The sequence below is a fragment of the Mycolicibacterium palauense genome (genome assembly GCF_002592005.1).
GTDB classification, from domain to species: domain Bacteria; phylum Actinomycetota; class Actinomycetes; order Mycobacteriales; family Mycobacteriaceae; genus Mycobacterium; species Mycobacterium palauense.
This window is the reverse complement of record NZ_NVQF01000014.1, coordinates 51,900-64,046: the sequence shown is the minus strand read 5'-3', so window position 1 is coordinate 64,046 and position 12,147 is coordinate 51,900. Positions and strand designations below refer to the sequence as shown.

Genomic DNA, 12,147 nt, shown 5'->3' with positions numbered 1-12,147 from the left:
CCTGCATGGTGAGCAAGCACGTACCGTCCTGGTACGACGACGAGGTGACGGCGCTCTTCGAGCTGGCGAAGGGCTTCTTCGACCGAGAGGTCGTCGCGCACGTCGACACCTGGGACAGACAGCGCCGCATCGACCGGTCGGTGTGGACCGAGGCCGGCAAGCTGGGACTGCTGCTGTGCTCGATCCCGACCGAATACGGCGGCGGCGGAGGCACATTCGCCCATGATCTGGCGGTGTTCGACGCCCAGGGCTACGCCGGCGACCTGTCCCTGGGCATCGGCGTGCACAGCGGAATCGTGCCGCACTACCTGCTGGCCTACGGCAGCGAGGAGCAGAAGCGGCGCTGGCTGCCGCCGATGGCCAGCGGCGAGGTGCTCGGCGCGATCGGTATGACCGAACCCGGCGCCGGCTCGGACCTCAAGGCCATCCGCGCCACCGCGGTGCGCGAGGGCGACGCGTATGTGGTCAACGGGTCCAAGACCTTCATCACCAACGGCGGCTCGGCGGACCTGGTGCTGCTGGCGGTCAAGACCGACCCGAAGGCGGGCGCGCGGGGCGTCTCGCTGCTGCTCGTCGACGTGCGCGACAACCCCGGCTACCAGGTGACCCGCGTGCTGGACAAGGTCGGGCTGCACGGGTCGGACACCGCCGAGATCTCGTTCACCGATGTGCGGGTCCCGGTGTCCAACCTGCTGGGCGCCGAGGAGGGTCGGGGTTTCGGGCAGATGATCGCCCAGTTGCCCCAGGAGCGCCTGATCGTCAGCGCCCAGGCCGTCGGCGGGATGGAACGCGCCGTCGACGACACCGTCGCCTACACGAAATCCCGGGAAGCCTTCGGGCACAGCCTGTTCGCGTTCCAGAACACGGCCTTCGAGCTCGCCGAATGCGTGACCATGGCCCGCACCTGCCGGGTCTTCCTCGACCACTGCGTCGAATCGCACCTGCGGGGCCGGCTCGATGCCACCGAGGCGGCGATGGCCAAGTACTGGCTGACCGACCGGCAGTGCGAGGTCGTCGACCGCTGCGTTCAGCTGCACGGCGGCTACGGCTACATGCGCGAGTACCTGGTCGCCCGGATGTACGAGGACGCCCGGGTGCAACGGATCTACGCCGGCGCCAACGAGGTGATGAAGGAGATCATCGCCCGCTCGCTGTGAGCCTCCCGGTGCGCCCGCGGGCGCTCAGTCCAGCCCCATGTCGGTGCGGAACCGGCGCAGCCCGTCGATCTTCTCGGCCAGCGTGCAGTCGGCACCGGAGTAGAACATCCAGGGGGCGGTGAGGATCGCGGTGATGCCGGCCGCCTCCGCGCGCGCGTAGTGCTCGGGGGTGAACGCGTCGACCAGCGGGGTCACGACGGTGAAATCCTGCATCGTCAGACCCTTTTCGGCGCGCAACTCCCGGATCCGGTCGATCCGCTCGATCGCCTGGTCGGTGGTGATCAGGTCACCGATCCAGCCGTCGTGGCGCGCGGCGCGGCGCAGCGCGATCTCCGAGAGGCCGCCGACGTAGACCGGGATGCGGGGCGGGGTGGGCTCCATCTCCAGCCGGGGGGTCCGGTAGAACTCGCCGTCGAACTCGGTCCAGCCGGGCTGCCACAGCGCCTTCATCAGCTCCAGCATCTCGTCGGTGCGCCGGCCGCGCTGGTCGAACCGCTGTCCCATGAGCTCGAACTCGTCGCGACACCAGCCCACGCCGATCCCGAGCTCCAGGCGTCCCCCGGCCAGAGCCGCCGCGGTGCCGATCTGCTTGGCGGCCAGGTACGGGTTGCGCATCGCCGGGATGTAGACCGTGGTGACGAACCGCAGCCGCGTGGTGACCAGTGCGATCGCGCCGATCATCACCCACGGGTCGGGCCAGTCGGTGAACGGCTCCCAGCGCCGCTTGCCGTCCTTGGTGTACGGGTAGGGCGTGCTCAGCGTCTCCAGGTTGACGACGTGGTCGGGAATGGCGATGCCGTCGTAGCCCAGGTCGTCGGCCGCCCTGGCGACCTCGACGGCCTCCTGCGGCGCCATGAACGCGGTCCCGACATAGAACTTCACTCAGGCCTCACCCGCCTCGCCCTCGCGCGCCCACGCCGGCTGGATGAACACGCCCTCGGCCTGCACCGTGGGCCCCTCGGCGTTCACGATGTGGCCGCGGGCGTAGGTCTTGATGCCCTCGACGCGGTCGATCCAGGCCTCGGCCCGCAACGGTCCCAGCGGGGTGCCGCGCAGGTATTTCAGGGTGATGGTTCCGGTGAACAGCGGCTTGGTCATCCCCGCGCTGGCGGCCTCGCCGAGGATGTGGTCGAGGATCAGCGCGCTGATGCCGCCGTGCACATGGTCGGGCGGTCCCTCGTAGGCCGCGCCCAGCTCGAAGTCCGACCAGCACCGCCGACCGTCGCGCTCGATCACCAGCGGCGGCGCTATCGGGTTGCGCACCCCCACCACCGGGTTCCCCCACGACTGGCCCTGGCCGTCGGTGGTGAACCGCACCCCGAAGGGCCCCGGCAGCTGGCGGGCCCGCAGGGTGGCGGTGACGTGTTCGATGGCGCGCTGCGCCTCGGCGATGACCTCGGGTTCTGCCTCGGTGCGGATCGTCGCGTCGAGCAGGTCGCGCACCGCCAGCGTCAGCGGTTCGTAGACGGACCGCTGCCGGGCGGCCTCCTCGCTGGTGATCGCGTCATAGGTGAAGCGCATCCAAGCTTCATAGCATCAAACCGTCTATGAAACAGCGTCAGGGTTGCGATCCGGGCCGCGCGGTCGCCCCCGCCGACGGCGGGATCCGCAAGGTCCGCCGACGGGCCCGACCCCCCGCTAGCCCCCGAAGACCTTGCGCACCACGTTCTTCGCTCGACGCGTGACCCGCAGGTAGTTGTCCAGGAACTCCCCGCCGTCGTCGTTGTGCCAGCCGGCGGCCACCGCCACGGCGTTGAGGAAGCGTCCCGGCCCGGGCAGCTGGTCGGTGGGCTTGCCGCGCACCAGCACCAGCGCGTTGCGGGCCCGGGTCGCGGTCAACCACGCGTCACGCAGCAGTTCCACATCGCCCTCGGCGATCAGCTCGGCGGCCCCGATCGCGTCCAGCGATTCCAGCGTCGAGGTGTTGTGCAGCGCCGGGATCTTGTGGGCGAAGCGCAGCTGCAGCAGCTGCACCGTCCACTCGACGTCGGCCAGCCCCCCGCGCCCCAGCTTGGTGTGGGTGTTCGGGTCGGCGCCGCGGGGCAGCCGCTCGGCGTCCACGCGGGCCTTGACCCGCCGGATCTCCTGCATCGCCTCGGCGGACACGCCGCCGGGCGGATAGCGCGTCTCGTCGATCATCACCAGGAACCGGCGGCCCAGCTCGAGATCGCCGGCGACACGGTGCGCCCGCAACAGCGCCTGGACCTCCCAGGGCTGCGCCCACTGGCGGTAGTACGTCGCATAGGAGGACAGGGTGCGCACCAGCGGCCCGCTGCGGCCCTCCGGGCGCAGGTTGGCGTCGACCTCCAGCGGCGGATCCGCGCTGGGCGTGCCCAGCAGGGCGCGGACCTGCTCGGCGACCTGCACCGACCACTTGACCGCCCGCGCCTCCTCGACACCCTCGGCGGGCTCGCACACGAACATCACATCGGCGTCGGATCCGTACCCGAGTTCTCCCCCGCCGAGCCGGCCCATCCCGATCACCGCGATCGAGGCCGGCGGGCCCTCGCCCTCGGGGGTGTTGGCGCGGATCACCGCGTTCAGCGCGGCCTGCAGCACCGCCACCCACACCGAGGTCAGCGCCTTGCAGACGGCGCGGACGTCGAGCATGCCGAGCAGGTCGGCCGAGGCGATGCGGGCCAGCTCCCGGCGGCGCAGCGTGCGGGCCGCGGCGATGGCCTTGACCGGGTCGCGGTGGCGACCGGCGGCGGTGACCAGCGACCGGGCCACCGCCTCGGGCGCGGTGTCCAGCAGCTTGGGGCCGCCGGGGCCGTCGGCGTAGGCGCGGATGACCTCCGGCGCCCGCATCAGCAGCTCCGGGACGAACGCCGAGGTGCCCAGCACGTGCATGAGCCGGCGGGCCACCGCGCTCTCGTCGCGCAGCGCCCCCAGGAACCAGCGCTCGTCGGCGACGGCCATCGCCTCGGAGAGCTTGCGGTAGGCCAGCAGCCCGGCGTCGGGGTCGGGAGTGTCGGAGAGCCAGTCCAGCAGCGTCGGCAACAGGATGGTCTGCACCCGGCCGCGCCGGCCGCTCTGATTCGCCAGCGCCGCCAGGTGGGTCAGCGCGCTGCGGGGGGCCTGGTAGTTCAGTGCGGCCAACTGCCGTTCGGCGGCCTCGGTCGACATGCCCGGCGCCAGGTCCAGCGTCGCCCCGACCGACTCCAGCAGCGGCTGATAGAAGAGCTTGGCGTGCAGCCGCGACACCCGCACGCTCTGCCGTTTGAGCTCCTCCCGCAGCACCCCGAGCGCGTCGTGGGTGCCGTCCGGGCGCACGTGGGCCGCCCGCGCCAGCCAGCGCAGCGACTCGTCGTCGTCGGGCGCGGGCAGCAGGTGGGTGCGCTTGAGCCGCTGCAGCTGCAGCCGGTGCTCCAGCAGCCGCAGAAACTCGTAGGACGCGGTCATGTTCGCCGCGTCGTCGCGGCCCACGTAGCCGGCGTCGCCGAGGGCGGCCAGGGCGTCCACCGTCGAGGCCACCTGCAGCGACGGGTCGTTGCGGCCGTGCACCAGCTGGAGCAGCTGCACGGTGAACTCCACGTCTCGCAGGCCGCCGGTACCGAGCTTGATCTCGCGCTCGCGCACGTCGGCGGGCACGTTCTCGACCACCCGCCGGCGCATGGCCTGTACGTCGGGCACGAAATCCTCACGCTCGCAGGCGGTCCACACCATCGGCATCACCGCCGCGATGTACTGTTCGCCGAGCTCGGCGTCACCGGCGGCCGGTCGCGCCTTGAGCAGGGCCTGGAACTCCCAGGTCTTGGCCCAGCGCTCGTAGTAGGCGATGTGCGAGTCCAGGGTGCGCACCAGCTGGCCGTGTTTGCCCTCCGGGCGCAGCGCGGCGTCGACCTCGAAGAAGGTCTCCGACCCGATGCGCATCATCTCCCCCGCCACCCGGGTGGTGACGGCGTCGGCCTTCTCGGCGACGAAGATGACGTCGACGTCGCTGACGTAGTTCAGCTCCCGCGCACCGCATTTGCCCATCGCGATCACCGCCAGCCGGGGCGGCGCGGTGTCCTCCTTGCAGACGATGCGCACCGCCACCCGCAACGCGGCGGCCAGCGCGGCGTCGGCCAGGTCCGCCAGCTGCGCACCGACGGTGACGAACGGCATCACCGGCTCGTTCTCCACGGTGGGCGCCACGTCCAGGGCGGCCAGCACCAGCACCCGGTCGCGGTAGCGCGTCCGCAGGGCCGGCAGCACCGCGTTGACGGGCGTGTCCTCGGCGCAGGCGACGAAGTCGCGGCGCAGCTCCTCGGCGGTGGGCAGCGCGATCCTGCCCTGGAGCAGATGCCACGAATCCGGGTTGGCCACCAGGTGATCGCCCAGGGCCAGGGACGAGCCGAGCACCGCGAACAGCCGCCCGCGCAGGCTCTTGTCCTTCAGCAGCGCCGTGGCCAGCTCGTCCCAGCCCGAGCCGAGGGCGTCGGCCAGGCGCACCATGGTGCGCAGGGCGGCGTCGGCGTCGGGGGCCCGCGACAGCGACCAGAGCAACTCGACGTGGGCGTCGGTGTCCCACCCCAGGCGGGCCAGGTCGGCGCGCGCCGGCGGCTCCACGAGACCCAGTCGCCCGACACTGGGCAGTGTGGGACGCTTCGTCGCGGGTTTCGGCACGACAGAAACGTTAACGCACCCTGATCGCGAATCGGCAATGCCCGGCGGCTTTCCCGGGCAGCGTCGCTCCGCGGTTCTAGAGCGCCAGGTAGGTCTTCAGCTCGAAGGGGGTGACGTTGCTGCGGTAGCTCTCCCACTCGCTGCGCTTGTTGCGCAGGAAGAAGTCGAACACGTGCTCGCCGAGCGCCTCGGCGACCAGCTCGGAATCCTGCATGTGTTCCAGGGCCTGCCCGAGGCTGGACGGCAGTTCCCGGTAGCCCATCGCGCGGCGTTCCTCGGGCGTCAACGTCCACACGTTGTCCTCGGCCTGCGGGCCCAGCACGTAGTTCTTCTCCACCCCGCGCAGCCCGGCCGCCAGGAGCACGGCGAACGTGAGGTACGGGTTGCACGCCGAATCGGGGCTGCGCACCTCGACCCGCCGCGACGACGACTTGTTCGGCGTGTACATCGGCACCCGCACCAGCGCCGAGCGGTTGGCCGCACCCCAGGACGCCGCCGTCGGGGCCTCCCCGCCGTGGATCAGCCGCTTGTAGGAGTTGACCCACTGGTTGGTGACGGCGCTGATCTCGCTGGCGTGCTCGATGATGCCGGCGATGAACGACTTGCCGATGTCGGAGAGCTGCAGCGGATCGTCGGGGCTGTGGAAGGCGTTGGTCTCGCCCTCGAACAGGCTCATGTGGGTGTGCATCGCCGAGCCGGCGTACTCGCTGAACGGCTTGGGCATGAACGAGGCCCGCACCCCCTCGCCGAGGGCGACCTCCTTGACCACGTAGCGGAACGTCATCACGTTGTCGGCCATCGACAGCGCGTCGGCGTAGCGCAGGTCGATCTCCTGCTGACCGGGCGCGCCCTCGTGGTGGCTGAACTCCACCGAGATGCCCATGGATTCCAGCGCGTCGATGGCGTGCCGGCGGAAGTTGGGGGCCGAATCGTGGACGGCCTGGTCGAAGTAGCCGCCGTTGTCGGAGGGCTCGGGCACCGACCCGTCGTAGGGGCCGGGCTGCAGCAGGAAGAACTCGATCTCGGGGTGCACGTAGCAGGAGAAACCCAGATCGCTGGCCTTGGCCAGCTGGCGGCGCAGCACGTGGCGCGAGTCCGCCCAGGAGGGCGAGCCGTCGGGCATGGTGATGTCGCAGAACATCCGCGCGGAGTGATGGTCGCCGCCGCTGGTGGTCCAGGGCAGGATCTGGAACGTCGACGGGTCCGGGCGCGCGACGGTGTCGGACTCGAAGACCCGGGCGAACCCCTCGATGGAGGATCCGTCGAAGCCGATGCCCTCCTCGAACGCCCCTTCCAGTTCGGCCGGGGCGATGGCTACTGACTTCAGGTATCCGAGCACGTCGGTGAACCACAACCGGACAAAACGGATGTCCCGTTCCTCCAGCGTGCGCAGCACGAATTCCTTCTGTCGATCCATACCCGCGAGCGTATGCATCAGCTGTTAATTCTGTGTTACGACCGTGTCGCCAACGGCGACGAGCGTCGGTGAGACGCTGCTAACAGTGCAGCCCGTCGGGCGGCACCACCCCGTCGACCAGGTAATTGACGATCGCGGTGTCGATGCACTCGTGGCCGTTGAACACCGCGGTGTGTTGGGTGCCCTCGAAGGTGATCAGCGGCGCGTCGAGTTCGTGGGCGAGGTCGACACCGGCCTGATACGGCGTGGCCGGGTCGTGTGTCGTGGACACCACGACGACCTTGCCGGGCGGTGCGGGCGTGGCCGGCGCGGGCACCGAGGTCGCCGGGACGGGCCAGAACGAACAGATGTCGCGCGGGGCGAAGCCGGTGAACGCGCCGTAGGACACGAACGGGGCCACCTCGCGGATCCGGCGGTCGGCCTCGGCCCACACCGCGGGGTCGGTCGGCGACGGCGCGTCGACGCAGCGGACCGCGTTGAACGCGTCCTGCTGATTGCGGTAGGTGCCGTCGGGGGCCCGGCCGTAGTACTCGTCGGCCAGCAGCAGCAGGTCGCCGGCGTCGGTGCCGCGCTGCAGGCCCAGCAGCCCGCTGGTCAGGTACGGCCAGTATTGCTGGGTGTAGAGCGCGTTGACGGTGCCGGTGATGGCGTCGGAATAGCTGAGGCCGCGGGCATCGGAGGTGGCGCCGGGCCGGTACACCAGGGGGTTGATCAGGTCGTGGTAGCGGTTGACCCACTGCGCCGGATCCTGGCCCAGGGGACAGCCGGCCGCGCGGGCGCAGTCGGCGGCGTAGTCGTTGAACGCCGTCTGGAAGCCGGCCATCTGGCGGATGTTCTTCTCCACCGGGCCCACGTTCGGGTCGATGGCGCCGTCGAGCACCATCGCTCGCACGTGGTCGGAGTAGCGCTGCAGATAGGCCGCGCCGATCTCGGTGCCGTAGCTGAAACCCAGATAGTTGATCTGGTCGTCGCCGAGAACCTGCCGCACCGTGTCCATGTCGCGGGCGACCGCCTCGGTGCCCGCCCCGGCAAGGAACTCGTCGCCCATCCGCTCGGAGCACTGCTGGACGAAGCCCTGATAGAGCCGTTCGATCTGGGCGACCCCGGCGGGGCTGAAGTCCACCATCGGTTCGCGGCGCCACGCGTCCAGCTCGGCGTCGGTCCGGCAGCGCAGTTCGGGCGTGGAGTGCCCGACACCGCGCGGGTCGAAGCCGACCAGGTCGAAATGCTCGGTGATCGTGGTGCCCTGCAGCGCCGCCCCCATGCCCGCCACGGCGTCGACCGCCGAGGCGCCCGGACCGCCGGGGTTGACGAACAGCACGCCCAGGCGCCGCCCGTTCGCGGGGATGCGCACGGTGGCCAGCTCGGCGCGCGCACCGCTGGGGTCCTCGACGGGGATCATCGCGCAGGCGGCGCGGGGCACCGCGGCGGCGTCGTTGCCGAAGAACTCCTCGCAGCCGCCCCAGTCCGGCTGCGAGACGGCGGGTTTGGTGGGCGCCGCCGTCGCCGGGGCGGCGATCGGCAGACCGGCGAGCAGCGCCGCGAGCCCGGCCAGCACCCTCAGCGCCGTCAGGCGTCTGCAGTGTTTCAAGGGTGTCGGTGGGCTTTCCGCCGGGGCTCGTCCCTCGCCCGCCTCGTCGGCGAAGGTGGTGTTGATCTCTCCGACTCCTCACCGGGCTGGTCCCTCGCCCCGCATCGTCGTCGACGAGGGCCGCGCATTCCGGTCATCGTCGCACCCGCGGATGGCAACGCGGCTCCGGAATGGTCACGCCTCGGTCTCGGTGCGGCCCGGGGCGCCGGTCAGCGCGGAATCAGCAGGTGGCCCCGGGCGGCGGCATGGTGCCGTCGATCAGGTAGTCGGCGGCGACCTTGTCGACGCAGGCGTTGCCCTGGAACACCACCGTGTGCTGGGTGCCGTCGAAGGTCAGCAGCCCGCCACCGAGCTGTTTGGCCAGGTCCACCCCGGCCTGGTACGGCGTGGCGGGGTCCCCGGTGGTGGACACGATGACCGGCGGGGGCAGGTCCTTGACCGACACCTCGTGGGGCTCGCTGGTCGGCGGCACCGGCCAGAAGGCGCAGGTCGGCATCGGGGCCAGGCCGGTGAACTCGCCGTAGCTCATGAACGGGGCGACCTCGCGCATCCGGCGGTCCTCGTCGACCACCTTGGCGCGATCGGTCACCGCCGGCTCGTCGACACAGTTGACCGCGATGCGCGCGTCGGTGGCGTTGGTGTAGTGCCCCTGCGCGTCACGGCGCATGTACATGTCGGCCAGCGCCAGCATGGTGTCCCCGCGGCCGTTCTGCAGCTCGGTGAGCCCAGTGGTCAGATGCGTCCACAGGTTGGGTGAGTACAGCGCCATGATGGTGCCGACGATCGCGTCGCTGTAGGACAGCCCGCGCGGGTCCTTGGTCTTCGCCGGGTGTTCGACCAGCGGGTCGACCAGACTCTTGTACACGTCAACGGATTTCGCCGGATCGGTGCCCAGCGGGCAGGACGGGTCCTTGGCACAGTCGGCGGCGTAGTCGTCGAAGGCCTCCTGGAACGCCTTGGCCTGCTTGATGTCGGCTTCGATCGGGTCGGCGTTCGGGTCGACCGCGCCGTCGAGGATCATCGCGCGCACGTTCTGCGGGAACTCCTCGGCGTAGGCCGAACCGATGCGGGTGCCGTAGGAGTAACCCAGGTAGGTCAGCTTGTCGTCGCCCAGGGCGGCGCGGATCTGGTCGAGATCCTTGGCCACGTTGGCCGTTCCGACGTTGGCCAGGAAGTCCTTGCCCATCTTGTCGACGCAGCGCTGCACGAACTTCTTGGTCTCGCTCTCGATGTGGTCGACACCCTTCTGGGTGTATTCCACCGTCGGGTCGGCGCGCATCTCGTCGTTGTCGGCGTCGGAGTTGCACCACAGCGCCGGCGTGGAGGATCCGACACCGCGCGGATCGAAGCCGACCAGGTCGAAGCGTTCGCGCACCTTCTCGGGCAGCGTCTCGACCACCCCGATCGCGGCCTCGATGCCGGACTCCCCCGGCCCGCCCGGGTTGATCACCAGCGAGCCGATCTTGTCCCCGGTCGCCGGGAACCGGATCAGCGCGAGGTCGATCAGGTCACCGTCGGGCTTGTCGTAGTCGACCGGCACCGCGATGCGCCCGCAGTCGGCCGGGGCGGGCAGCTCGGTCTCGGCCCCGCCGACGAACTTGCAGGGTTCCCACTGCACGGGCGCGCCGACGGTCGGGCCGGCGATCACCGCCCTGCCCTCGACGACCCGGGCGCAGCCGGCGGCACCGACGGCCAACGTGAGCACGCAGGCGCCGACCACGGTGCGGCGCAACATCCGGCGAGAAAGCAGCCTCATGGCAACACATGCTGCCATGGCCGGGCGCCGAACCGTCGAACCGCTGGTCATCGCGTTTCCCCGGTTCGGGTCCCGGGATCACTGGGCGGCGGCCAGCAGCTCCTTCATCCCGGCAGCGAAGTCGTCGGCCATCGCGCCCAGATCGGGCAGCAGCTCCGGGCAGGAGATGAGGCCGACGTTGAGTTTCCCGGTCAGCGACATCACCGTGATGTTCAGCCCGGAGCCGTGGAACACCGGCCCCAGCGGATACATCGCCTGCACCTCGGCGCCCAGGAAGTACAGCGGGTCCTGTGGGCCGGGCACATTGGAGACCACCAGGTTGTGCACGGGGCGGGCCTCGGTCAGCCGGGTGTTGGCGTAGAGCCGCATGGCGGCCCCGAACACCGCCGGGGCGGCGAACTGCGACCAGTCCTGCAGCAGGGTGGCCGCGATCGCCGAGCTGTGGTCCTTGGCCACCGTGCTGGTCGCGGCGATCGCGGTCAGCCGCTCGCCGGGATCCTCGATCTCGGTGTGCAGGCTGGTGAACAGCCCCGACACCTTGTTGCGGCCCGGCCGGTCGGAGCGGTCGTGCACCGACACCGGCACCATCGCCACCAGGGAACTGCCCGGCAGCTGCGCGTGGTCGATCAGGTATTTGCGCAGCGCCCCGGCGACCAGCGCCATCACCACGTCGTTGACCTTGACCCCGAAGTGGTTCTTGACGGTCTTGACGTCGGCGAGATCGAGCTGGGCGAAGCCGACGTTGCGGTGGCTGGTGATGGAGGCGTTGAACGGGGTCTGCGGCGCCGTGAACGGGCTGGCCATCGCCGCTCCGCTGGCGGCCCGGCGGACGGTGTTGACCACGCTGCTGACCGTCGCGGGCAGCACCTTGGTGGCCAGGTGCAGCGGGCGTGCGGCGAACTTCACCAGGCCGCGCGCGGCCATCTCCCACTCGTTGGCGCTGCCGGCCCCCTCGACGGGCTCCGGCGGCGGGGCGTCGGGTTCGGTGCTGCACAGCCGCGACATCAGGTTGGCTCCGGTGACGCCGTCGACGGCGGCGTGGTGCACCTTGGTCATCACCGCCAGCCGGCCGCCGGACTGTGGATCGGAACCGCCGAGTCCCTCGATCACCCAGGTCTCCCACAGCGGCCGGCTGCGGTCGAGCGGCAGGCCTGCGATGTGCCCGCAGATCTCGGCGAGCTCGGCATGCCCGCCCGGCGCCGGCAGACCGATCCGGTGCAGGTGCCGGTCGACGTCAAAGTCCTTGTCCTCCACCCAGACCGGGTGATCGAGGTTCAGCGGGCTGTTCATCAGCTTCTCGCGGAACTCGGGCATCGCCTTGATTCGCAGCAGCAGTTCGTCGCGCAGGCGGGCAAAGGTGTACCCGCCGGGGATGGTGGTGGTGTCCAGTTCCAGGACCGAACAGACGTGCAGGGGCTGGGACGGGGTCTCCAGGTACAGGAAGCTGGCGTCGAGGCCGCTGAGCCTCTGGTAGGCGGGCATGCCGCGATGGTATGTCCGCACCTCGGGGCGTGTGAGGAACTCCACTTAACTGGGAGTTCATTTCGGGTGACGCGTGATGGCAGACTGGAGAACGGAATGCGAACCCGGGGACCCGTCATTCGGGCCACGAGGATCG

General features: G+C 70.5%; 8 protein-coding genes. 1 reads left to right on the top strand and 7 read right to left on the bottom strand.

The window, feature by feature from the left end:
* Window positions 1-5 precede the first annotated feature (5 nt).
* Entirely contained in the window at window positions 6-1,157 is a 1,152-nt protein-coding gene (locus CSR00_RS08260) for an acyl-CoA dehydrogenase family protein (protein ID WP_099021904.1), read from the top strand.
* A 24-nt stretch (window positions 1,158-1,181) separates the two neighbouring features.
* Here CSR00_RS08260 and CSR00_RS08255 read toward each other — a convergent pair whose 3' ends face one another.
* The 7 genes from CSR00_RS08255 to CSR00_RS08225 all read right to left on the bottom strand — a co-directional run bounded on the left by CSR00_RS08255 (window position 1,182) and on the right by CSR00_RS08225 (window position 12,011).
* Window positions 1,182-2,039, bottom strand: coding sequence for a TIGR03619 family F420-dependent LLM class oxidoreductase (locus CSR00_RS08255; protein WP_099021903.1), 858 nt, complete (start codon window positions 2,037-2,039; stop codon window positions 1,182-1,184).
* Window positions 2,040-2,678 carry a PaaI family thioesterase gene (locus CSR00_RS08250; RefSeq protein ID WP_099021902.1) on the bottom strand — a complete coding sequence of 213 codons (639 nt, stop codon included), beginning with the start codon at window positions 2,676-2,678 and terminating at the stop codon, window positions 2,040-2,042. It lies immediately after the preceding gene.
* Between the two features lie 117 nt (window positions 2,679-2,795).
* A complete protein-coding gene (locus CSR00_RS08245) occupies window positions 2,796-5,765 on the bottom strand; it encodes a bifunctional [glutamine synthetase] adenylyltransferase/[glutamine synthetase]-adenylyl-L-tyrosine phosphorylase (RefSeq protein ID WP_099021901.1) in 2,970 nt (989 codons plus the stop codon).
* Window positions 5,766-5,841: 76 nt separating this feature from the next.
* Complete coding sequence (gene glnA / locus CSR00_RS08240; RefSeq protein ID WP_099021900.1) at window positions 5,842-7,182, bottom strand: type I glutamate--ammonia ligase; 1,341 nt, start codon at window positions 7,180-7,182, stop codon at window positions 5,842-5,844.
* Between the two features lie 79 nt (window positions 7,183-7,261).
* Window positions 7,262-8,740, bottom strand: a complete 1,479-nt coding sequence (locus CSR00_RS08235) for an alpha/beta hydrolase (RefSeq protein ID WP_245905897.1) — start codon at window positions 8,738-8,740, stop codon at window positions 7,262-7,264.
* 253 nt (window positions 8,741-8,993) lie between these two features.
* Window positions 8,994-10,529: an alpha/beta hydrolase gene (locus tag CSR00_RS08230; protein WP_218014442.1), complete on the bottom strand. Its 1,536-nt coding sequence runs from the start codon at window positions 10,527-10,529 to the stop codon at window positions 8,994-8,996.
* Between the two features lie 78 nt (window positions 10,530-10,607).
* Window positions 10,608-12,011, bottom strand: coding sequence for a WS/DGAT/MGAT family O-acyltransferase (locus tag CSR00_RS08225; RefSeq protein ID WP_099021935.1), 1,404 nt, complete (start codon window positions 12,009-12,011; stop codon window positions 10,608-10,610).
* Window positions 12,012-12,147 lie beyond the last annotated feature (136 nt).

Excerpts from the sequence above, each read along its gene's own strand:
- CSR00_RS08230 (WP_218014442.1), bottom strand. The coding sequence starts at position 10,529 with ATGAGGCTGCTTTCTCGCCGGATGTTGCGCCGCACCGTGGTCGGCGCC.
- CSR00_RS08260 (WP_099021904.1), top strand. The coding sequence starts at position 6 with ATGGTGAGCAAGCACGTACCGTCCTGGTACGACGACGAGGTGACGGCG.
- CSR00_RS08225 (WP_099021935.1), bottom strand. The coding sequence starts at position 12,011 with ATGCCCGCCTACCAGAGGCTCAGCGGCCTCGACGCCAGCTTCCTGTAC.
- CSR00_RS08250 (WP_099021902.1), bottom strand. The coding sequence starts at position 2,678 with ATGCGCTTCACCTATGACGCGATCACCAGCGAGGAGGCCGCCCGGCAG.
- glnA (WP_099021900.1), bottom strand. The coding sequence starts at position 7,182 with ATGGATCGACAGAAGGAATTCGTGCTGCGCACGCTGGAGGAACGGGAC.